21 protein-coding genes and 1 pseudogene are annotated in these 20,833 nt (G+C 69.2%); 13 read left to right on the top strand and 9 right to left on the bottom strand.

The features are described 5' to 3' along the window. Positions 1 to 71 precede the first annotated feature (71 nt). Complete coding sequence (locus ACIPYT_RS07295; RefSeq protein ID WP_401072099.1) at positions 72 to 938, bottom strand: alpha/beta fold hydrolase; 867 nt, start codon at positions 936 to 938, stop codon at positions 72 to 74. Positions 939 to 1,007: 69 nt separating this feature from the next. Continuing rightward, on the bottom strand, positions 1,008 to 2,309 hold the full coding sequence (locus ACIPYT_RS07290) for a peptidoglycan DD-metalloendopeptidase family protein (protein WP_401072097.1): 1,302 nt from the start codon (positions 2,307 to 2,309) through the stop codon (positions 1,008 to 1,010). A 63-nt stretch (positions 2,310 to 2,372) separates the two neighbouring features. Between ACIPYT_RS07290 and ACIPYT_RS07285 the strand changes: the two genes are divergently transcribed. The 7 genes from ACIPYT_RS07285 to ACIPYT_RS07255 all read left to right on the top strand — a co-directional run bounded on the left by ACIPYT_RS07285 (position 2,373) and on the right by ACIPYT_RS07255 (position 9,175). Further along, the gene (locus ACIPYT_RS07285; protein WP_401072095.1) at positions 2,373 to 3,293 is read left to right on the top strand and encodes an AEC family transporter; all 921 of its coding nucleotides are present in this window, start codon (positions 2,373 to 2,375) and stop codon (positions 3,291 to 3,293) included. Between the two features lie 41 nt (positions 3,294 to 3,334). After that, positions 3,335 to 3,856, top strand: coding sequence for a hypothetical protein (locus ACIPYT_RS07280; protein WP_401072093.1), 522 nt, complete (start codon positions 3,335 to 3,337; stop codon positions 3,854 to 3,856). Between the two features lie 168 nt (positions 3,857 to 4,024). Then, positions 4,025 to 5,440 carry a cell division initiation protein gene (locus ACIPYT_RS07275; RefSeq protein ID WP_401072091.1) on the top strand — a complete coding sequence of 472 codons (1,416 nt, stop codon included), beginning with the start codon at positions 4,025 to 4,027 and terminating at the stop codon, positions 5,438 to 5,440. Positions 5,441 to 5,584: 144 nt separating this feature from the next. Beyond that, positions 5,585 to 6,475: an ABC transporter ATP-binding protein gene (locus ACIPYT_RS07270; protein WP_401072089.1), complete on the top strand. Its 891-nt coding sequence runs from the start codon at positions 5,585 to 5,587 to the stop codon at positions 6,473 to 6,475. Beyond that, positions 6,472 to 7,308: an ABC transporter permease gene (locus ACIPYT_RS07265; RefSeq protein ID WP_401072087.1), complete on the top strand. Its 837-nt coding sequence runs from the start codon at positions 6,472 to 6,474 to the stop codon at positions 7,306 to 7,308. The genes ACIPYT_RS07270 and ACIPYT_RS07265 overlap by 4 nt, the downstream gene beginning before the upstream one ends. Positions 7,309 to 7,349: 41 nt before the next feature. Further along, complete coding sequence (locus ACIPYT_RS07260; RefSeq protein WP_401072085.1) at positions 7,350 to 8,555, top strand: sensor histidine kinase; 1,206 nt, start codon at positions 7,350 to 7,352, stop codon at positions 8,553 to 8,555. Then, a complete protein-coding gene (locus ACIPYT_RS07255; protein ID WP_401072083.1) occupies positions 8,552 to 9,175 on the top strand; it encodes a response regulator in 624 nt (207 codons plus the stop codon). The genes ACIPYT_RS07260 and ACIPYT_RS07255 overlap by 4 nt, the downstream gene beginning before the upstream one ends. A 13-nt stretch (positions 9,176 to 9,188) precedes the next feature. Here the strand turns inward: ACIPYT_RS07255 and ACIPYT_RS07250 are convergent. The 7 genes and pseudogenes from ACIPYT_RS07250 to ACIPYT_RS07220 all read right to left on the bottom strand — a co-directional run. Continuing rightward, positions 9,189 to 9,377, bottom strand: a pseudogene (locus ACIPYT_RS07250) (acyl-CoA desaturase); the annotation flags it as partial. Positions 9,378 to 9,538: 161 nt separating this feature from the next. Beyond that, positions 9,539 to 9,823 carry a hypothetical protein gene (locus tag ACIPYT_RS07245; protein ID WP_401072081.1) on the bottom strand — a complete coding sequence of 95 codons (285 nt, stop codon included), beginning with the start codon at positions 9,821 to 9,823 and terminating at the stop codon, positions 9,539 to 9,541. A 191-nt stretch (positions 9,824 to 10,014) separates the two neighbouring features. Then, entirely contained in the window at positions 10,015 to 10,437 is a 423-nt protein-coding gene (locus ACIPYT_RS07240; RefSeq protein WP_401072078.1) for a twin-arginine translocase TatA/TatE family subunit, read from the bottom strand. A gap of 2 nt (positions 10,438 to 10,439) precedes the next feature. After that, positions 10,440 to 11,231, bottom strand: coding sequence for a twin-arginine translocase subunit TatC (tatC, locus tag ACIPYT_RS07235; protein ID WP_401072076.1), 792 nt, complete (start codon positions 11,229 to 11,231; stop codon positions 10,440 to 10,442). 2 nt (positions 11,232 to 11,233) lie between these two features. After that, on the bottom strand, positions 11,234 to 11,476 hold the full coding sequence (locus ACIPYT_RS07230) for a twin-arginine translocase TatA/TatE family subunit (protein ID WP_401072074.1): 243 nt from the start codon (positions 11,474 to 11,476) through the stop codon (positions 11,234 to 11,236). A 36-nt stretch (positions 11,477 to 11,512) separates the two neighbouring features. Continuing rightward, positions 11,513 to 12,493, bottom strand: coding sequence for an intradiol ring-cleavage dioxygenase (locus ACIPYT_RS07225; RefSeq protein WP_401072072.1), 981 nt, complete (start codon positions 12,491 to 12,493; stop codon positions 11,513 to 11,515). Between the two features lie 88 nt (positions 12,494 to 12,581). Continuing rightward, positions 12,582 to 13,727 carry a low temperature requirement protein A gene (locus tag ACIPYT_RS07220; protein WP_401074763.1) on the bottom strand — a complete coding sequence of 382 codons (1,146 nt, stop codon included), beginning with the start codon at positions 13,725 to 13,727 and terminating at the stop codon, positions 12,582 to 12,584. Positions 13,728 to 14,080: 353 nt separating this feature from the next. On the opposite strand from ACIPYT_RS07220, the gene ACIPYT_RS07215 reads away from it, so the two are divergent. From ACIPYT_RS07215 to ACIPYT_RS07190, 6 genes are all read left to right on the top strand, one after another. Further along, on the top strand, positions 14,081 to 15,613 hold the full coding sequence (locus ACIPYT_RS07215) for a sugar transferase (RefSeq protein ID WP_401072070.1): 1,533 nt from the start codon (positions 14,081 to 14,083) through the stop codon (positions 15,611 to 15,613). A gap of 99 nt (positions 15,614 to 15,712) precedes the next feature. Then, positions 15,713 to 16,861, top strand: coding sequence for a DUF1972 domain-containing protein (locus ACIPYT_RS07210; protein WP_401072068.1), 1,149 nt, complete (start codon positions 15,713 to 15,715; stop codon positions 16,859 to 16,861). Next, positions 16,858 to 17,973 (top strand): Gfo/Idh/MocA family protein, encoded by a 1,116-nt coding sequence (locus tag ACIPYT_RS07205; RefSeq protein ID WP_401072066.1) that lies wholly within the window; start codon positions 16,858 to 16,860, stop codon positions 17,971 to 17,973. The genes ACIPYT_RS07210 and ACIPYT_RS07205 overlap by 4 nt, the downstream gene beginning before the upstream one ends. Before the next feature lies 1 nt (position 17,974). Beyond that, positions 17,975 to 18,862 (top strand): hypothetical protein, encoded by an 888-nt coding sequence (locus ACIPYT_RS07200; protein ID WP_401072064.1) that lies wholly within the window; start codon positions 17,975 to 17,977, stop codon positions 18,860 to 18,862. A 1-nt stretch (position 18,863) separates the two neighbouring features. Then, positions 18,864 to 20,003, top strand: coding sequence for a glycosyltransferase family 4 protein (locus tag ACIPYT_RS07195; RefSeq protein WP_401072062.1), 1,140 nt, complete (start codon positions 18,864 to 18,866; stop codon positions 20,001 to 20,003). 210 nt (positions 20,004 to 20,213) lie between these two features. Beyond that, positions 20,214 to 20,825: a hypothetical protein gene (locus ACIPYT_RS07190; protein WP_401072060.1), complete on the top strand. Its 612-nt coding sequence runs from the start codon at positions 20,214 to 20,216 to the stop codon at positions 20,823 to 20,825. Positions 20,826 to 20,833 lie beyond the last annotated feature (8 nt).

Genomic DNA, 20,833 nt, shown 5'->3' with positions numbered 1-20,833 from the left:
GCCTAGCTTCTACATGGCGGGGGTTTTGCTTTGCCCTGACGCGCACTGACGTCTGGAATCGGCTCGACGCCTCACGCCGCGTCGAGCACCTCGCGCAGTCGTGCGGCGAACGCCTCGGGCTGCCCGGCGTAGCCGAACTCGCCGCCCATGAATCCGCCGTGATGACTCGGGAACACGGACGCCTGCTGGCCGAGCAGCTCCGCGAGCGCGAGCGCGGTGCGTCCGGTGTACACGGCGAGCGACTCCTCGCCGACCGCGACCACGATGCGTGTCGGCGCCGCCGTGAGGGCAGCGGCATCCGGCCGGTAGAGGGGCACGGCCCACGAGTGCTCCGACAGCAGCGGGTCGTCGCGGGAGCCGTCGTCATCGGTCGGCATGCCGAACGCGGCAGGGTCCGGCAGCGGGCGCGCCAGGAAGTCGTCCGTGATCTCCCCCTCCCACGACGTCATCGCCACGAACGCGGCCATCCCGGCGCCCCATCCGCTCTGCTGGTACGCGCGGGTGTAGGCGATCCGGGCACGGTGCACCGCGTCCGCGTCGGGCAGCACCGCGTCGATCGGCGGCTCATGCGCCACCAGCGTCGCCACGTCATGCGGATGCGCGGTGACGAGCGCGAGAGCCGTCACGGCCCCGCCACTGCTCGCGAGCATGTCGACCGGCCCCGCGTCGAGCTCCGCGATCAGCGCGTGCACGTCTTCGGCCTGAACGACAGGATCGTTCTCGGTCGAGCCGTCGCGTCGCACGCTGCGCCCGAGTCCGCGCGGGTCGTAGGTCACGACCGTGCGATCACGGAACAACGCCACCTGGGCCTGGAACCCGCTCGCGTCCATGGGCTGCCCGATCATCAGCAGCGGCGGACGCCCGTCGGCGGTGGGAAGCGGCCCGTGCACGTCGTACACGATGTCGGCATCGGGCAGTGCGAGGGTGTGCGTGGTCATCGCCGATCTCCTCCGTCGCGAGCGTTCCCGTGGATCGTACGACGCCTGTCCGCTCAGCCGCCAGAGGTGTCAGCTGATGAGCCTGTGCACATTCCAGCCGTTGCCGATCTTCATGCGGGCGCCGAAGCCCGCAGAGCCCCGCCACGGATAGAGCCAGAGGTTGCCGGCCGCGTCTCTGGCGATCACATCGGGCAGACCGTCCGACGTGTAGTCGGATCCGCCCGTGAGCGCCGTCATGCCGCTCCACCCGTTGCCGACCTGCGTGCCCGACTCCAGATTCGTGCCGTTGCCGCGGAACAGCAGCAGCCGTCCGGCCGTGTCGCGGGCGAGCAGGTCGCCTCGTCCGTCGATCACGAAGTCGCCGGCGATGATGCTGTCGATGCTGCTCCACCCCTGGCCGATCGAGATCGCCGCATTGAAGCCCCCCGCACCGTTGCCCGGGTAGATGTAGAGCCGGTTGTCGGCGCCGATCGCGATGAGGTCGGCGCGGCGGTCGTCGTTGTAGTCCGCGCCCCCGGAGACCAGCCGCAGGCTCCCCCACCCCCAGCCGACCTGCTTCGCATCGAACTTGTAGAGGCCGAGGTTGCGGTAGAACCACATGGTTCCGTCGGTGCGGATGGCGAGGATGTCGCCCAGCCCGTCGCCGTCGAAGTCTCCACGGATGATCGAGCGCGTCGAGTCCCAGCCGGTGCCGAACGGGATCGTGCCGAGGTTCCCCTTGCCGTTGCCCCAGTACAGGACCATCCGACCGACCGTGGACACGGCGAGGATGTCGGCGAACCGGTCGCCGCTGATGTCGGCGTTCACGGGGTACGACTTGAGAAGCAGCGGCGTCAGCGCCGTCACCGAGCCCTGCCCGCAGATGAAGTAGCTGTTGGTGACGTTGACGCTGTCGCGGTACATCTCGAAGTGGAGGTGGGGCCCCGTGCTCTGACCGGTGCTGCCCACCAGGCCGAGCGCGGTCCCCTGCGTCACGACCGTGCCCACCGGTACCGTCACGGTGCCGAACACGAGGTGCGCGTACCGGGTGGTGTAACCCTCGGCATGCGCGATGACGATCTGGCTGCCGTACCCGGTCGTCGCGTTGGAGTTCACCGCGGTGATGACCGTTCCGCCTGCCGCGGCGTAGATCACGGAGTTCGCGTTCTGATTGATGTCGACGCCCTGGTGCGTCGGGCGCGAGCCCGCGGGGCAGCCACCCGCCACGTCCGATACCCTCCCGTTCACGGGCGTGACGAACTCGACCGCCGCTTCGGCGGGCGTCGTGGAGGCGAGCGTCGCGCCCACCACGGCGAGCGCCGCCACGATCGCGGCGAACGCCCGGGCGGATGCACGGGCAGAGGGCCGCGGGCGGCGGGTCGTCTGGTTCATGAGTCTAAAAGTACGGAACGACTCATGTTCTGGGCGGACGCCGCGCCTCGATACTCTCGATGCATGCTCGATACGCTCACCGGATTCGCCGTGGTGGGCGTGGCGATCGCCCTCGGCTGGGTGATCGGTCGCATCGACCTGCTCGGCCCGCACGCCCGCCATGTGCTCGGTCGGCTCATCTTCTTCGTGCTCTCCCCCTTCCTGCTGTTCACGGTGCTCGCCCATGCCGACGCGAAGATGCTGTTCTCGGCGTTGCTGCCGGTCTCGGCGATCGCCGCCGTCGTGATCATCGCCGTGTACGCGCTCGTCGCGCGCCTGTGGTGGAAGAGGTCTGTGGGTGAGACCGTGATCGGAGCCCTGGCGGCAGGTCAGGTCAACTCGAACAACATCGGCATCCCCCTGTCGCTGTATCTGCTCGGGAGCGCGGCGTACCCCGCTCCGGTCGTGCTGATGCAGCTGCTGATCTTCACACCGATCTCGCTGTCGATCCTCGACGCGGTCACGAGCGAGCAGGTCTCGATCGGCCGCACGTTGAGGCGCACCGCGACGAACCCGATCATCATCGGCTCGCTGCTCGGGACACTCGTCTCCGTCTCGGGCATCACGCTTCCGCCGATCGTGATGGATCCCGCGCAGCTGATCGCGGATGCCGCGGTGCCGGTGCTCCTCATCAGCTACGGCATCTCGCTGCACGGACAGCGCGTGCTCGGCGCCAGAGGCCGCCGCCGCGACGTGGTGCTGGCGACGGTGCTCAAACTCGTCGCCATGCCGGTGCTCGCCTGGCTCGTCGCCGAGTACGTGTTCGGTCTCTCGCCCGCCGAGGTGCTGATCGTCGTGATCCTCGCGGCCCTGCCGACCGCGCAGAACGTCTTCAACTACTCGCAGCGCTACGACATCGCCGAGTCGGTCTCGCGCGACACCGTGTTCCTCACGACCCTCGGCTGCCTCCCGGTGCTCGTGCTGATCATGGTGCTGCTGGGCTGATCGGCCCGCGGGGCCGCCGCGCGAGGTCGTAGGTTGGTGTCGTGGAGAATCCGCTCGTCATCGGCGCACTGATCGTCGCCATCATCGTCCTCGCGATGATCGTGCCGCGCTGGATCCGCCGGTCGACCGAGGTCAGGGGACGCATGTCGGGCCGCCGCTTCGAGGAGGACCGCATCCTCGAGATCCTCGACGATCTCGGCGCCACCGTGGTGCTGCACGCCCCCGCCGAGCGGGCGCGTGCGCTGGTCGACGAGATCGTGCGCGACGACCCTCGGCGCTTCGCCCTGCTCGACGACGGCTCCTACGGCATCCGCTTCCTCGAACCCGACGACGCCGTCGCCCGCCTTCGCCCCGTGGTCGACGGGATGCGCCTGCAGGTCGAACGGTTCGGCGAGCACCTCGGACGCCCGAACACCGCCGAGTTCTGGAACGAGCTGCGCGCGCGAGTCCGTGACGCCGCGGCGTCCGTCGGCATCGAGTCGACGAGTCCGGAGGCGCGGTCGCTGTTCGAGCGCCGCGACGGCGAGCACCCGATCTGGGAGCTCGCCGAGCTCCCTTCCTGAGCGTTCGCGCTCAGCATCCGCTGTTCACCACATCGGGTGGGCGGATCGCCCTCCGCGCAACTAGGCTGTGCTGTGTCGTCGATGCGCCGTTCGGCCCCCTTTCGGCATCGCGGCATCCCGCCTCATCACAGTTCTCAGTCCCTGTGACACGCGCCGGAAAGGCTGATCATGAGTGAATCCCCCGACAACGACCGCACCCCCGACTTCTTCGACAAGCTGATCGAAGACGTGCCTCGCGAACAGCAGTCCGCACCGCAGCAGGGCGGCTTCACCGCGTCGTTCCGCGGCTACGACAAGGCAGAGGTCGACGCCGCTCTCAGCGCCCTGCGCAACCAGCTGCAGCAGGCGAAGTCCGATCTCGCCGACGCCGAGGCACGCCACGAGGATGCCGTCGAGTCGGTGCGCGACGAGGAGCGCAGCGCGCGCGAAGCGCTCGAGGCCGAGCTGACCGCCGCCAAGGCCCAGGCCGACGCGGCCGAGCAGCAGGTCACGACGCTCACGAACGAGCTCGTCGACGCGCCTCGTGCCGAAGGCAAGGACGCTCCCTCGCGCGAGCAGTTCGAGACGATCCTCCGCGTCGCCGAGGAGCAGGCCAACGTCCTGATCCAGAATGCGGCCGTGCAGGCCGACCGGCTGATGGCCGCCGCCCGCGAAGAGGTCACCGCGCAGCGCGCCGAGGCCGACACCGACGTCGCGCGCATCATCGCGCAGGCCCAGCACGATGCCGACCAGGTGCGCCTGAAGATCGACACCGAGTACACGGCGCACGAGGCGACCATCGAGCGCGAGGCCGCGCACGCCGCCGAGAAGGTCCACCAGGCGTCTCAGGAGGCCACGGCCATCCGCACCGAGGCGGAGAAGGGCGCGGCGGCGCTCCGTTCGCTCGTGACCCGCGAGACCACGCAGCTGCGCGCCGACGCCGAGCGCGAGGTGCGTGAGATGAACGCCCGCGTGCTCGAGTTCGAAGAGACGCTGACCCGTCGCCAGGACGATGCGCAGCAGGAGTTCCTCGTGCTGCACAACCAGGCCGTCGCACACGCCGAGCGCATCACGACCGACGCCAACGAGCAGGTCGCCGCGTCGCTCGACCACGCCCAGCGCATCTCGGCCAAGGCCGATGACTACGAGCGCCTGATGCGCTCACAGGCGCAGACGATCGAAGCCGACGCCCAGGTGCGCGCCCGCGACGCTCTCGACCGTGCCCGGGTGAAGTCGCAGAAGATCGTCGACTCCGTCACCCAGCACACCTCGACCGTGCTGCGCGACGCCGAGGACCACGCCCGTCAGCTCCGTTGGCAGCAGCAGCAGCTCGCCAGCTTCATGGCCGAGGTGCGCGAGCTGATCCGCCCCGACGGCGTGTTCAGCGACGACCCCGCGGCGATCGCCGTGCCGAACACTGTCGCCGACTCCGAGGACGAGACCCTCGCCGCCGAGCTCATCGACGATGAGGGCGTCGACGTCGACGTCGAGACCGGCGACGAGGAGTTCCTGGGCGACGAGGCACTCGACGACGAGGACTCCGAGACCATCGACGGCAAGATCACGATCGAAGTCGTGGATGCCGACGAGAAGGCCTCGCGCTGAGCATCCGACTCCGGTGAGACGGGGCCCGGGCGGATCATCCGCCCGGGCCCCCGTTCGGTTCCCGGCACGTCCACCGATCGGTGGATGCACGGATCCTTCGCCCCACGGATACCGCGACGACGCTCGTGGGGGCACGCTGGAGTCATGACAGACAGCAGCGTGATCGAGGTCGACGACCTCCGCAAGTCGTACGGCGGCTTCACGGCGGTCGACGGCATCACCTTCGACATCCGCCGCGGCGAGACCTTCGCCCTGCTCGGCCCGAACGGCGCGGGCAAGTCCACGACGATCGAGATCCTCGAGGGCTACCGGCACCGCACGTCCGGCGATGTCCGAGTGCTGGGGGTCGACCCGCAGCACGGCGGACTCGAGTGGAAGGCGCGACTCGGCATCGTGCTGCAGTCCACGGGCGAGGCGGGCACCTTCACGGTGCGCGAGCTGCTCACCGAGTTCGCCGGGTACTACCCTCGTCCCCGTGACGTCGACGAGGTCATCGCGGCCGTCGGCCTGGAGCAGAAGCAGCGGACCAGGGCCGGTCGCCTCTCGGGCGGCCAGCAGCGCCGGCTCGACGTGGCCCTCGGCATCATCGGGCATCCCGAGCTGCTGTTCCTCGACGAGCCGACCACCGGGTTCGACCCCGAGGCGCGTCGGCAGTTCTGGGACCTGATCCGCTCGCTCAAGGCCGAGGGGACGAGCATCCTGCTCACCACGCACTACCTCGACGAGGCCGCCCAGCTCGGCGACCGGGCCGCGGTGATCGTGGGCGGACGCCTCGCGGCGATCGGCCCCGTCGACGAGATCGGCGGAGCGGAGGCACGGGTGCCGGTGGTGCGCTGGCGGGACTCCGCAGGCGCCCTGCATGAGGAGCGCACGACGACTCCCGGCGCCCTCGTCGCCGAGCTGCACGGTGACGACGGCGAGCCACGAGACCTCGAGATCGTGCGGCCCACGCTCGAAGACGTGTACCTCGACCTGATCCGCGAGCACGGCGCCGCCGATGAACGTCTGCTCGCCGCAGCGAAGGAGCAGTCATGACCTCGGTGACCGCTCCACGCACGGCCTTCGGCCCCGCACGCACCGCTCGACTCGGCGTCCGCCGCATCGGGTTCGAACTGCGCCAGTACTTCCGGGCGGGCGATCAGGTGTTCTTCACCTTCCTGTTCCCGACCGTGATGTACCTGATCTTCGCGACGATCTTCACGGGCGACATCGGCCAGGGCCCGGATGCCGTCAGCATGGCCACCTATTACCTGCCGGGGCTGGTGGCCGGCGGCATCCTGCTCTCCGGCGTGCAGGGGCTGTCGATCGAGATCGCGGTGGAGAAGAGCGACGGCACGCTCAAGCGCCTGGGCAGCACGCCGATCTCCCCCGTCACGTACTTCATCGGCAAGATCGGGCAGGTGTTCGTGACGGCGATCCTGCAGATCGGTCTGCTCATGGCGGTCGCGATCGTGCTGTATCGCGTCGATCTGCCGACCGGCGCCGAGGCGTGGGGGCGGTTCGCCTGGGTGTTCGTGCTGGGTCTGCTGTGCTGCAGCCTCCTCGGCATCGCCCTGTCGGCCGTCCCGCGCTCGGGCAAAACCGCCTCGGCCGTTGTGATCCCGGTGGTCCTGCTGCTGCAGTTCGTGTCGGGGGTCTACATCGCGTTCTCGACGCTGCCGGAGTGGCTGCAGAACGTGTCGGCCGTGTTCCCGCTGAAATGGATCGCTCAGGGCATGCGCGCGGCGCTCCTGCCCGAGTCGTTCGGCGCCGCGGAACCGGGCGGCGACTGGCAGCTCGGCTCGATCGCGATCGCGATCGCGGTGTGGCTCGTGATCGGGGCTGTGCTGAGCCGTGCGACGTTCCGCTGGATCCGTCGCGACAGGTGAGCGCGTCGTCGGCGTCCGGAGCCCGTGGAAGAGTGGGACGCATGAGTCGCGGCATCCGCAGAGAGCGCCTCGGGTGGGACATCGCCGCGAGCGCGTTGCTCGTCGCGGTCTCGGCGTTGACGTTCGCGCTGCCGGAGCGCTTTCCCGGCGCGCGCTGGGTGCTGATCGGGATCGCCGTCGCGGTGTTCCTCGTCTACGCGCTCGGCGCCCGCCCCTACGTGGGCATCAACGAGGGCGTCGCGGATCCTTCGGCCGCGACCTCCGCCGCGCTGCAGGTGTCGCTCGTCTCCCTGCTCGCTCTCGGGGTCTCGCTCGAGCCGAACATGCTGATCCTGCAGACGCTCGTGCTCCCTCTACTCTGGATGACGTCGATCACGACGCGGCAGGCGATCCTCGTGACGATCGGCAACGGGATCGTCCTCACGGTCGCCTACTCGGCGTGGGGCGGGTTCCGGGCCGATGCGATCGCCGCCGGAGCGCTGACCTGCGGGCTGTCGACGGCCTTCAGCCTGGCGCTCGGGATGTGGATCACCCGTATCGCCGAATGGGGCGTGCAGCGCCAACGCCTGCTCGCGGAGCTCACGGCCGCGCAGGCCGGACTCGAGACCGCGAGTCGCGAGGCCGGAGCCACCGCCGAGCGCGCGCGGCTGGCCCGCGACGTGCACGACACGATCGCGCAGAGCCTCGCCAGCATCGTGATGCTCGCCGAGCGCGCGAAGGTCGACGGTTCCCCCGCCGCGATCGGGCTGATCGAGGATGCCGCGCGCCATGCGCTCCTGGAGGCCAGGGCGCTCGTGGCGGAGACGTCGCCCGCGCCGGCGACGGACTCGCTGTCGGAGGCGCTGCGCCGCCTGGCCGACCGCTTCATGCGCGAGACGGGAGTGCGCATCGACGTGACCGCGTCGGATGCCGCGCTGCCGCGAGACGTGCAGGTCGTGCTGCTCCGCTGCGCCCAGGAGGCGCTCGCGAACGTGCGCAAGCACTCCGGTGCCGCGTCCGCCTCGCTCACCCTGGTGGTCGACGATCGGGCGCGTCTGCGCATCCGCGATGACGGCCGTGGGCTCGGCGGCGTGTCGATCGACGACGATCTCGGCTTCGGGTTGGCCGGCATGCGCGATCGGGTCGCGCTCGTCGGTGGAGCACTCACGGTCGCCGACGCCCCGGACGGCGGAGCCGATCTCTCGGTGAGCGTCCCGGTCTCTCCCCCCGCGTCTCTCATCCCCGCCGCCGTGCAGGAGGTGCCGTGATCCGCGTGATCGTCGCCGACGACCATCCGATCGTCCGCTCCGGCATCGTCGGGCTTCTCGACCTCGACCCGGGGCTGGAGGTCGTCGCCGAAGCCGCCGACGGTGCGGAGGCGGTCGCGCTGGCCACCGAGCTGCGCCCGGACATCGTGCTCATGGACCTGCGGATGCCGGGCGTCTCGGGCATCGAGGCGACCGCGCTGCTGACCGCTCAGCTCCCGACCGTGCGGGTGCTCGTGCTGACGACCTACGAGACCGACGACGACATCCTCGGCGCGATCGAGGCCGGAGCGAGCGGCTACCTGCTCAAGGCCGCTCCGCACGAGGAGATCGTGGCCGGGATCCGCGCGGTCGCCGAGGGCCACACGGTGCTCGCGCCCGCCATCGCGTCGACTCTGGTGACGCGCATGCGCTCGGAACGAGACGAACGCCCGCAGCTCACCCCGCGCGAGCTCGAGGTGCTGCGACTCGTCGCCGCGGGGCGCAGCAACCCCGAGATCGCCCGCGACTTGTTCATCGGCGAAGCGACCGTCAAGACGCACCTGCTCCACGTGTTCGAGAAGCTCGGCGTCTCGGACCGCACCCGCGCGGTGACGCTCGCGATCGAACTCGGGATGCTGTGAAGGAGGCGAGCCGTTACGCGCGCCCGAACTGGGCGCTGGCCGGGCAGTCGAACGGGTCTCTCGCGGCGAGGCCGACGCGGTTCAGATAGGCGATCACGATCGCGTAGGACTGCGCGAGACTCGTCTCGGTGTACGGCACGTCGTGGGTCGCGCAGTAGTCGCGCACGATCTCGCGGGCCTTGGAGAGATGCGGACGCGGGAGCCCTTGAGCTGTGGAAAGCCCAAGGCAGATCGCCCAACGCTTATCTCACGCTAACGCGCGCCCCATGCGTCTCAGGGAATACTTCAGCATCCTGCGATCCACTCTCAGAAAGCCTCCCCGGAAAGCATGGTCGCCGCTCGGCGAGCACGCCCCTCCGTACGTCAGGCGCGGGCGCGCCGAGGTCGGCGCCGCAGCACGCGCGGGAGGGCGAACGGGAAGGTGAGCGCGCGACGCGTCGGAGCCTGCGCGCCCTCGAGGGCGCGCCGGGCGTCGTCGAGGGAGTCGAAGACGCCGAGCTCGACGCCGCGGTGGTCGTGGGCGAGGTGGGCCGTGCCGTCGAACTCGACGAAACCGGCGAACTCGCCGGATCGGGTCGCGACGTGCACGTCGACGTCGGCCTGCTTCCAGGTCAACGGATCGGAGGGCGGAAAGGTGGTCGTGGTCATGCTGGTACTCATTGCTGTGCGGCGGGCGCGCGTTCGCGGCCCGCAAGTCGTGAGATCGAGGGCGGAAGCCGCGCGCGTCGATGTGCGTGGTCCGTGATGGCCCTGATCAGTGGCTCCGTGGTGGTCCAGAGGGGGACACAACCGCACGGTGCGTCACACAGTCTAGCAGGTCGGCGCTTCCTGTGCCCGCGTTACTGCTCCGCGGGGACCCATACGCGGCGCGGATGCGCCGACGATCCGGTCACGACCCAGGTGCCCGCGGGCGCTGACGGCACGGGCGGGGTCGACGTCCGCACCTCGTCCGTCGAGGCCTGCTGCGGCATGCCCTCCGGCATCCGCTCAGGTGTCGTCGCCGCCTCGGGCTCGGCCTCCCAGGCCTCGCGGATGATGCGACGCGGGTCGTAGCGCCGCGGGTCGAGCGCCCGCCAGTCGTCCCGCATGGCCGACGCCCCGGTCTCCTCCTCCACCCGGCGAGCGGCCTCGCGGGCGATCCGCGTCGCCCGCCCGATCAGTGCGGCCGTGCGCGCCGCGACGCCGGGGAGTCGGCGCGGGCCGATGATCACGGCTGCGAGCAGCGCGACGAGGAAGAGCTTCTCGATGGTGAGTCCGAACACGGTCAGACCTCCGTCAGGGGAGCGAGCGCCGTCCGACGCGCGATCGCACGGTCGTGCCACCACGCGATCACGAGTGCGGCGAGGAACAGGAACGCCATCGGCACGGCGACCAGGAACATCGACAGCACATCGGCCGCGGGGGTCACGATCGCGCTGAACAGCACGATCGCGACGACCACGATGCGCCAGCTCGCGGCGATCGGCCGCGCCGGCAGCACTCCCAGCAGGTTGAGCACCACGACGAAAACGGGCAGCACGAACGCGATTCCGGTCGCCACCACGATCTTGAGGATGAAGTCGACGTAGGCCGACGCCTGCAGGAGGGTGCTGTCGTCGGTCGACGCGAACCCCGCGAGCAGCTCGACCATGTGCGGGAACAGCAGGAAGCCCGTCGTGCACCCGACCGCGAAGAGCGGCACGGATGCCGCGATGAACCCGAACGTGTACCGCTTCTCACGGCGATCGAGCCCGGGAGCGAGGAACGCCAGCAGTTCGTACATCCACACGGGGCTCGACAGGGCGACACCGGCGAACAGGGCGATCTTGAGCTTCAGGTCGAACGCGCCGGTGATGCTGTCGTAGTTGAGGCTCGCGTCGCGGGAGGCCGCGAGCACCTCGATCGGCCCGCGCACCAGATCCATGATCTGGTCGGAGAGCAGATAGCCCGCCACGACGCCCACGAGGAGGGCGACCGCGGCACGGGAGGCACGGTTGCGCGCCTCCCGCAGGTGCGCGGAGAGCGGCATACGGGCGCCGGGCCCGGCATCCACTGCCGTCGCGGCGAGCGCGGTCACGGCTACTCCCCGGTGCGGATGTCGGGCCGCGTGCCGTGGTCGCTCGATGCTGCGGCGACCGGCGCGGGGGTCAGCGCGGCGGGTTCGGGCGTGGGCGCGGATGCCGGCTCGGCGACCTCGGTCTTGAGGATGCGCATCGACTGGCCGACGCTGCGCGCGAGGGCGGGGAGCTTCGCGGCGCCGAAGATGAGCACGACGATCGCGAGGATGATGAGGGCGTGCCAGCCCGTGAGGTTCTGCAGCATTGTTCTCTCCGTTCGGGATTTCGGGTCGGGATGGGGTCAGCGTGCGGGCGGTTCGCCGCCGCCGCCGGGACCACCGGCACCGCCGGAGGGCGCGGAGCCGGCGCTCGGGGTGGTCGTGGTGTCGACCGCGACCACGAGAGAGGCGGTGTACCCGCTGCCCGTGTCGCCCGAGATCGTGGCGAGCTGCAGCGCGGCCGCGTCGTCGCCGAACACGTTGTCGCTCGCGAGGCTGGTCTGGGCGAGGTTCTGCGTGGAGCCGTCGTACCGCGAATCCGCGTACACGGCGGTGCAGGCATCCTCGGGCAGAGCCATCTGCGAGGTCGCGATGGCGTTGGCGGAGTCTGTGATCGCGTCGACGTCGGGGTACACCTCGAAGTGGATGTGCGGCCAGCGCCCCGAGTAGCACCCGGGGAAGATCGAGGTGAACGAGACGCGTCCGTCGGCATCCGCGACCTGCACGCCGCGCAGGTAGGTGACGTCTTCGAGGCCCGAGGAGTACATCGAGTACTCTCCCTGCGCGGTGCAGTGCCAGGCGTACACGGCGACGCCCTCGAACGGCACGTTGCCGTTCGCCATGTCGAGGATCTGGAACTCGACGGTCAGCGGGATGCCGTCGGCGGTGGCGCCGCCGTCGATCGAGGTCGTGATGTCCTGCCGCACGATGCCCGTCTCCTCGAGCACGTCGGGCCCGTTCGACCCGTCACCGGGATACGGACCGGCCGTCTCGTCGGGGATCTCGCCCGCGGGCGCCGTCGTGTCGGTCGTGGACTCGGGCGTCGCGGTCGCCGTCGCGGTCGCGCCGGCGCCGGTCGAGCTCGACGCGGTCGGCGCGCACGCCGCGAGCACGACAGCGCCGACGCCGAGCCCTGCGAGTCCGAGGACACCGCGCCGGGAGACGAGGGTGCGGATGTCGAACGCCGCTCCCTGGTCGACCACCTCCTCGTCGGCGCGGTCGAGCAGGCGGCCTTCGTAGGTGGGGCCCTCGGGGGTCTGGACGGGTTCGGGGATGCGGCTCATGATCGTGCTCCTCTCTCGGGACGGGGTGTCGATGACCCCATCGTGCGAGAGCCGACCATCAGCGGGCTATGCCTCGACTATGCGAAACCTATGAAGGACGCTCTACGCTCGACGAGTCGATCGGCGGGCGCAGGACCAGCACCACGACGATCACGACCATGACCAGCGCCGTGATCGCGACCGGGATCGGCAGCACCGGGTCGAGCAGTACGAGCGCCGCACCGACCGGCACGACCGTGTTCACCACCGCGTCCGCATACTCGCGGATCGCGATCCACCAGACCCCGAGCAGGAACACCGCGATCGGGATCGTCACGGTGAACGACGCGGCGACGCTCGACAGATCGCTCTGCTCGGTGAGCACATCGAGCTCGACCTCCACACCGGACGAGAACGCCGCAGCCGCGGCGAACACGACGAAGTGTGCGTACCCGTACCGCAACGACCGCGCGAACGTCGTGATCGCCCGGTGGTGGGGCGGCCAGAAGTAGATCCACCACAGGGATGCGGTCACCACGAGCGTGAGGATCGAGATCGAGACGAGCGGGGCGAACGATTCGAGCTCGTGGCTCGCGTCGACGATCGCGTTCGCGGAGGCGAGGAGGCTCTCGCCGAGGACGATGAGGGTGAAGAGGCCGTAGCGCTCGGTGATGTGATGCGGATGCCAGGGCGTCTGCCGACGGTACTCGGCGAAGATCGGGATCACGACCTCGATCAGTGCGAAGACGACGAACGCCACGAGCTGGGCCGGGCCCGCCGGAATCAGGAGGAACAGCACCCACAGCACCTGCACGCCGGCGATGCCGAACGCGTATCGGCGCGTGGCTGCGCGCAGCTCCCCCGCGCCGCGTGAGGCGCGCAGCCACTGCGCGATCATCGCGACGCGCATCACGATGTACCCGATGACCGGGATCGTGAAGTCGCCGTGCTCGAACGCCGCGGGGATGCCCGCCGCGAGCACCAGCACTCCGCCCATCTGCACGATCGTCGTGACGCGGTACAGCCAGTCGTCGGTGTCGAAAGAGGTCGCGAACCAGGTGAAGTTCATCCGGGCCCACCAGATCGCGAAGAACACCATCGCGTACGAGGTGACCCCGTGCACGAATTCCGCGTGGGCGAGCGCGTGGTGCAGCTGGGACGAGGCGATGCTCACCGCCACGACGAACACCAGGTCGAAGAAGAGCTCGAGCGAGCTGGCGGCACGGTGAGGCTGCGCAGGGTCGCGCGGGCGCATCCGGCTGAGGTGGAAGCGCGGCGTCGTGGAGGGGCTCACGCGGTCACGATACCGACAGCCCCCTCCTGATGTATCGAGATACCGGGAGATCTGTTCATCCACACGCCCGAATTATCTTCCGTTGAACGTTCGGTTCCGCTAGAGTGAACGAAGTCTGCAGTACCTGCTGCAAGTACGCACCGTGTGGGACGGTGTGAGCGACCGTGATGTGGGATCACGGATTCGGCAGGTCCCGAGGGGTCGGGTTGCAGGCGTTTCCGGGGACGTGGGGTTCCCGGTTTCTGGGGAACACTGGGGAAACAGATGACGCACTGGGGATTTCTGCGTACACACTCGGCTCACGAGGCCTCGGCATGACTTCCGTCGAGGATGCTCTGAGCATCACTCGTACGGGTTCGGTCTTCTCGCCGATCGCCGCCCCGCGAGCCACCAAGTCGGTCACGCGCACGGTGGTCACGCCGCGCGCGTCCGCAACGTTGGAGCGACGCCGCCAGTGGGAGCGGCGTTATCGGATGCGACTGCGCGTGTCGGATGCTGGGGTCATCCTGTCCGCCGTCGCGATCACAGCAGCGATCCAGCTGATGACCGGTGTCACAGGGGAAGAGGCCCTGAGGAACGGCATCCCGCTGGCTGCGCTCTGGTATCTGATGCTCAGCGCCCTGCATACACGTGATGCAGCGCTGTTCCGCGCCAGCGCCACCGAGTACCGGGGTGTCGTGCACGCCACCGGGCTGGCGTTCGGGATCATCGCCATGCTCGCTGTCGTACTCGGCTGGCAGACCATGCAGCTCGTGCTGATCGTGTGTCTGCCGCTCGGTGGTCTCACTCTGCTCATCACCCGCTGGGTGTGGCGGAACTGGCTGGCGGCGCAGCGTGCGCGCGGACTCTTCGTCGCGCGCACGCTCGTCGTCGGCAACCGCGACGACGTGGAGTACGTCGCTCGCACCCTGCACCCGATCGGCGGCTCGGGCTATCAGCTGGTCGGCGCGACCCTTCTCGACGGCAACGCCCGCGACGTCGAGGTCGACGGCGCACGCTTCCCCGTGCTGGGCAACATCAACTCGGTCGCGACGGTCGCCGCGGAGCTCGGCGCCGACACGATCATCGTCGCGAGCAGACCCGAGGGCGACCCCGACTTCGTGAAGCAGCTCAGCTGGCAGCTCGAAGGCACTGCCGCCGAGCTCGTGCTGTCGAGCCGGCTGACCGACGTCGCCGGCCCCCGCATCTCGTTCGCCCCCGTCGAGGGCCTGCCGCTCATCCAGGTGCAGATCCCCTCGTACGAGGGAGGCCGCCACCTCCTCAAGCGCGCGCTCGACATCGCCGTCGCCACCGTCGCGCTCATCCCGATCGCCCTCATCACGCCTGTGCTCGCTCTCTTTGTGAAGCTGGACTCCCCGGGCCCGCTCTTCTTCTTCCAGGAGCGCGTCGGCCGGGACGGCCGGACGTTCAAGATGGTCAAGTTCCGCTCGATGAAGACGGATGCCGAGCAGCAGCTCGCCGCGCTCAAGTCGCAGAACGAGGGCGCAGGCCTCCTGTTCAAGATGAAGGACGACCCCCGCGTGACGCGCGTCGGCCGCATCCTGCGCAAGCTGTCGCTCGACGAGCTGCCGCAGTTCTGGAACGTGCTCGTCGGCGACATGAGCGTCGTCGGACCGCGCCCCCCGCTCCCCAGCGAGGTCACGGCCTACGACGGCACCGTGTACCGACGCCTGTACATCAAGCCCGGCATCACCGGACTGTGGCAGGTGTCGGGTCGCAGCGATCTGTCGTGGGACGAGAGCGTCCGCCTCGACCTCCGCTACGTGGAGAACTGGTCGGTCATGAACGACCTCCAGATCATGTGGCGCACGGCCAAGGTCATGGTGCAGCCGAGCGGGGCATACTAGTCACAGGACACTGTGGTTCAGCTCGCCGGGGAGGCGGGTCGATGAGCCGTGACGCAGTGCAAGGGGTGCGACAGCATCCGAATCGAGGGGAAAATCAACGTGCCATCAACCGTCCGGATTCTCGGCACCCACGGTGTCCCGGCCGCCTACGGAGGGTTCGAGACCGCAGCCGAGAACGTCGGTCTGTACCTGCGCGATCAGGGCTGGAACGTCATCGTCTACTGCCAGCTGCCCGGCGAGGGACCCACGACCGTCGACGAATGGAACGGGCTCCAGCGCGTCCTCGTCCACGAGCCGCGGGAGGGCTGGAAGGGCACCTCGGCGTTCGACCTCACGACCGTGCGGCACGCGATGCGCGAGCACCAGGACGGCGACGTGTGGCTGACGTTCGGCTACAACACCGGAGTCTTCGACGTCGTGCCGCGCCTGCGCGGCATCCCCAACGTGATCAACATGGACGGCATGGAGTGGACGCGCAAGCGCTGGGGCATCGTCAAGCAGGGCATCCTGCTCGCGAACGAGCGCCTCGCCGGATGGGTAGGAGACGTGCTGATCGCCGACCACCCGGTCATCGCCACCTACCTCCGTCGGCACTTCGGTCGTCGGCGCGTGCAGACCATCACCTACGGTGCGCATGAGGTGGTCGAGGCTCCGACCGCTCCCGTCGAAGAGCTCGGGCTCGAGCCCGATCGATACGCCATGATCGTGTGCCGGCCGATCCCCGAGAACTCCGTGCTGGAGATCGTGCAGGCATGGTCCTCGACCAGGCGCGGCATGCCGCTCGTCGTCGTCGGCCCCTACGGGGACGACGACCCGTATCATGTGGCGGTGCGCGCCGCGGCCTCCGACGAAGTGGTCTTCCCCGGAGCGATCTTCGACCCCGACCGCATCCAGGCACTGCGCTTCCACTCTGCCGTGTACCTGCACGGCCACACGGTGGGCGGCACGAACCCGTCTCTCGTCGAGGCGATGGCCGCAGGCAACGCCGTCATCGCCCACGACAACCCGTACAACACCTGGGTCGCGGGACCCGACAACGCCTACTTCACCGGAGCCGACGATCTCGCCGGGCTGCTGGACGACGTGCTCTCCGACGACAGCAGGAGGCGGCGGATGGGGGCCGCGAGCCGCGCGCGGTTCCACGCGGAGTTCACGTGGGCCAAGATCGGCGCCGAGTACGAACAGGCTCTGCGCACCGCTCTCGCGCGGCGAGGACATGAGCAGAACGAGACAGGGGTGAAGGCATGATCGATGTCGCAGTGGTCGGGCTCGGGAAGATGGGGCTCTCGCACCTGTCGATGATCAAGGCGCATCCCGATGTGAACCTGGTGGGGGTGTGCGACGCGACCGGATACCTCCTCGACATCCTCGCCAAGTACACCGGGGTCACCACCTACAAGGACCTCGACAGGATGCTGGACGAGGCGCGCCCGCAGGCGATCATCATCGCCACTCCGACCCACCTGCACGCCGGGATGATCCGGAGCGCGCTCGAGCGCGGCATCCACGTCTTCTGTGAGAAGCCGCTCGTGATCGACCCCGCCGACAGCGAGACGCTCACCGCCCTCGCCGCCGAGAAGGGCCTGGTCACCCAGGTCGGCTACCACAACCGCTTCGTCGGCGCGTTCCTCGAGGTGAAGCGCCTGCTCGACCTAGGCGCGATCGGCACGATCAACACGGCCCTCGCCGAGGCGTACGGGCCCGTGGTGCTGAAGCCCGCCGGCCGCACCTGGCGCAGCGAGCGCGCGACCGGCGGCGGATGCCTCTACGACTACGCCGCGCATCCGCTCAACCTGCTCACCTGGTACCTCGGCACACCCGAGTCGGTCAGCGGCAGCCAGCTCACGAGCATCTTCTCCGCGCAGATCGACGATGCGGTGGCGAGCACCCTGCACTACGCGCAGGGGACCGCGCAGATCATCTCCAACTGGTCCGACGAGTCGCAGCGCAAGATGACGACCAAGATCACCCTCTGGGGCACCGACGGGCGCATCTACGCCGACCGTCAGGAGATCCACGTCTACCTGCGCGACACCGCGACGATCCCCGAGGGGTACCAGGTCGGATGGAACGTCCGCTACACGACCGAGCTCACCGAGGCGCCCTGGTTCTACCTGCGAGGTGAGGAGTACAGCGCCCAGCTCGACTCCTTCGTGCAGCGCGTCATCGCGGGCGCATCCGCGGGCACGAACGACTTCGCCTCCGCCGCGATCACCGACCGCGTGATCTCGATGATCAGCGAGGACGCCCTGCGCGAGGACTCGCGCCTGACGGCTGACGCCGCATCCGACTTCGCCGTGCAGACGGCACCGAAGGGGCGCATCGCCGCGGCGTTGAGCGCTCTGCGTGGAGGGAAATGACATGACGACGACCACCCGCACCATGGACCGTCTGCTCTTCGGAGACAACCAGTTCTTCGGCGTGAACCACATGTCGGAGGAGAAGGCCCGCGCGCAGCAGATGCGCTTCCAGACCACCGACGCGATCATGGGCGTGCTCGACGCCGCGTACGATGAGGGCGTGCACACCTTCATGTGCACGACGCACGACCGCATCTCCGAGGTCACCGACCGTGTGCGCGCGAACCCCGACCGCTACCCCGAGATGACCTTCTTCCCGTGCATGCCGTACGCGCACAAGTATGCGAACGCGGTCACGGAAGACGGCTTCCTCGGCGCGATCCGCAAATTCCTGCCTGAAGAGGGTCTGCTCGACAGCATCGCGCGCGGCACCTCCTCCCTCGCCCGCAAGGACATCGAAGGGGTCACGACCCTGCTGATCGACGCCGAGATGAAGATGTTCGACGGTCTCGACACCCCGGTGATCTGGCTGCAGAACGTCGTGGTCGACCTGCTCTCGGGCCTCGGATTCACGGATGCGTTCCGCATCTTCGCGGATCACGTACGCAAGCGCTACAACGCCGAACCCGGCTTCATCACCATGAATCTCCCCCGTCTGCTCGACGACCTCGACCGGGCCGGGGTGGAGAACCCCATCGTCTGCTCGAACATCAACAAGCTCGGCTTCCGCATGTCGGGCGGTGTCGACGGCTACCGCGAGGCGATGGAGAAGCGTCCGTTCCGGGCCGTGGCGATGTCGGTGTTCGCGAGCGGGGCGATCCCGCCGCGCGAGGCGATCGAGTGGGTGTGCGGTCTGCCGAACCTGGAATCCATCGTGTTCGGTGCGTCCAGTCGAGCGAACATCGCGTCGACGGTGGGCCTGGTGGACGAGTTCTGGCCGCAGCGCTGACATGGTCACGGGTGATCCGAACGTCGTCCTGATCGCGAACCCCGGGGCCGATCTCTACGGTTCGGACCGGATGGTGCTCGAGACCGCGCGGGCGCTCGTCGACGCAGGCCGACGCGTCGTCGTGACCGTGCCGGCCGACGGGCCTCTCGTGCCCCTCCTCCGGGAGGCCGGCGCCGAGGTCGTCCCGTGCGCGACGCCGATCGTGCGCAAGGGGCTGCTGAACCCCCGCGGACTCGTGAGTCTCGTGACCACCGCGGTGCGAGCGATCGGCCCGGGGCTCCGCCTGATCCGGCGGGTCGACCCGGGCGCGGTGATCGTGAACACGATCACTCCCCCGCTCTGGCTCGTGCTGAGTCGGTGGAGTCGGCGCTACACCGTGTGCCATGTGCACGAAGGAGAGGGCTCCGTCGCCGGACTCGTCAGACGCGCCCTGTACCTCCCTCTGTTGTTCAGCCATCGGGTGATCGCCAACAGTGCGTTCACCCGCACCGTGCTCGCGAACGCGGCACCGTCGACGCCGCGCAAGACGGTGGTCGTGCACAACACCGTTCGGGGGCCCGCCGAGGTCACACCACCACGGGTCCCGCTCGGATCGCCGGGGCGTCTGGTGTACGTGGGGCGCCTGTCTCACCGCAAGGGCGTGCATGTCGCGGTGCAGGCGCTCGACGCTCTCGTGCGTGACGGTAGGGACCTGCGGCTCGACATCGTGGGGGCCGTGTTCCCGGGCAACGAGGCCTACCTCGACGATCTGCACGCGCAGGTGGCGGACAGCGGTCTGAGCGACCGGGTGACGTTCCACGGGTTCAAGAGCTCGGTGTGGGACGACCTCGCACGAACGGACATCGCCCTCATCACCTCGCTCGTCGACGAGACGTTCGGCAATACCGCCGTCGAGGCGGCGCTCGCGGCTCGCCCGGCTGTCGTGAGTCGCGTCGGCGGCCTCCCCGAAGCCGCGGGGGCATCCGAGAGCGCGACGCTCGTCACCCCGGGCGATCCCGCGGCGCTCGCACAGGCGATCGCCGCGACGCTGGACGACTGGCCGACCTTCGCCGCACGCGCCACCACGGATGCCGACCGCGTGGCCGACGCCTTCTCCGCCGCGCGCTACGCCGAGGGGATCCTCGCGGCGATCAGCCGCTGACACCTCTCCGGCTCTGCGGGACATCCCGCGGAATATTCGTCTCAGAAAGTCTTGTCCCCCATTCGGCGGACATGATACGATCACGCTCACTGGGGAAAGCGTCATTTGGGGATGACGCCGGCCGACTGACTCGTCACAGACGAGCCTTCGTCGGCAACCCTGATTGGGGAATCTGGGGAGTCGACAATCATGGTGATTGCGCGTGCATTCATGTCCGTCGCGGCATTGGCGCTCTGCGTCGGTCTCGTCGCGTGCAGCGCCGACGCTGAGGCGTCGAAGGGCGCTGAGCAGACGACGACGTCATCGCCAGCGCCTCGAGCGACGACGGGAGGCGATGCATCGACCGATCCCGGCTCTGACACCGCCGATCAGCCCGTCGCCAAGATCGAGCGGGCCGGGCATACGACCGCGCCGACCATCTCGGCGGAGCCCGCCGACACCGGCGCGCCCGTCACCTACGACGACGGCGTGACGGTCCGCATCGACGACGTGTCGTTCGCCAAGGAGACCGCGCAGGGTCCGGGCAGCTTCCCCGACCGCGAGTACGCGCGCCTCACGATCACGATCACGAACGGCTCGACCGCGAAGATCGACCTGGGCACCTCGGTGCTCACGCTCCTCGACGCGAGCGGAACCGCCGCCGTGCGGGTGTACGCCGCCGAAGCGGAGGCCGTCGACTTCGCCGGTGTCCTCGCTGCCGGCAAGAGCGCCACCGCCTCCTACGCGTTCGCGCTCCCGAGCGATGCCCGCGACGACGTCGCACTCGTCGTCGACTTCGACGGCGACCATTCGTCCGCCGTCTTCCGCGGAGGGCTCGACTGACATGTCCA

The organism is Microbacterium sp. NPDC089695 (assembly GCF_044749085.1).
In the GTDB taxonomy this organism is placed as follows: Bacteria; Actinomycetota; Actinomycetes; order Actinomycetales; family Microbacteriaceae; genus Microbacterium.
Note: the sequence above shows the minus strand (reverse complement) of the source record. Positions and strands in the feature narration are given on the sequence as shown.

Bases quoted from the DNA above. Each gene is read 5' to 3' on its own strand.
- ACIPYT_RS07295 (WP_401072099.1), bottom strand. From the start codon at position 938: ATGACCACGCACACCCTCGCACTGCCCGATGCCGACATCGTGTACGAC.
- ACIPYT_RS07290 (WP_401072097.1), bottom strand. From the start codon at position 2,309: ATGAACCAGACGACCCGCCGCCCGCGGCCCTCTGCCCGTGCATCCGCC.
- ACIPYT_RS07285 (WP_401072095.1), top strand. From the start codon at position 2,373: ATGCTCGATACGCTCACCGGATTCGCCGTGGTGGGCGTGGCGATCGCC.
- ACIPYT_RS07275 (WP_401072091.1), top strand. From the start codon at position 4,025: ATGAGTGAATCCCCCGACAACGACCGCACCCCCGACTTCTTCGACAAG.
- ACIPYT_RS07270 (WP_401072089.1), top strand. From the start codon at position 5,585: ATGACAGACAGCAGCGTGATCGAGGTCGACGACCTCCGCAAGTCGTAC.
- ACIPYT_RS07265 (WP_401072087.1), top strand. From the start codon at position 6,472: ATGACCTCGGTGACCGCTCCACGCACGGCCTTCGGCCCCGCACGCACC.
- ACIPYT_RS07260 (WP_401072085.1), top strand. From the start codon at position 7,350: ATGAGTCGCGGCATCCGCAGAGAGCGCCTCGGGTGGGACATCGCCGCG.
- ACIPYT_RS07245 (WP_401072081.1), bottom strand. From the start codon at position 9,823: ATGACCACGACCACCTTTCCGCCCTCCGATCCGTTGACCTGGAAGCAG.
- ACIPYT_RS07230 (WP_401072074.1), bottom strand. From the start codon at position 11,476: ATGCTGCAGAACCTCACGGGCTGGCACGCCCTCATCATCCTCGCGATC.
- ACIPYT_RS07225 (WP_401072072.1), bottom strand. From the start codon at position 12,493: ATGAGCCGCATCCCCGAACCCGTCCAGACCCCCGAGGGCCCCACCTAC.
- ACIPYT_RS07220 (WP_401074763.1), bottom strand. From the start codon at position 13,727: ATGCGCCCGCGCGACCCTGCGCAGCCTCACCGTGCCGCCAGCTCGCTC.
- ACIPYT_RS07215 (WP_401072070.1), top strand. From the start codon at position 14,081: ATGACTTCCGTCGAGGATGCTCTGAGCATCACTCGTACGGGTTCGGTC.
- ACIPYT_RS07205 (WP_401072066.1), top strand. From the start codon at position 16,858: ATGATCGATGTCGCAGTGGTCGGGCTCGGGAAGATGGGGCTCTCGCAC.
- ACIPYT_RS07200 (WP_401072064.1), top strand. From the start codon at position 17,975: ATGACGACGACCACCCGCACCATGGACCGTCTGCTCTTCGGAGACAAC.
- ACIPYT_RS07195 (WP_401072062.1), top strand. From the start codon at position 18,864: ATGGTCACGGGTGATCCGAACGTCGTCCTGATCGCGAACCCCGGGGCC.
- ACIPYT_RS07190 (WP_401072060.1), top strand. From the start codon at position 20,214: ATGTCCGTCGCGGCATTGGCGCTCTGCGTCGGTCTCGTCGCGTGCAGC.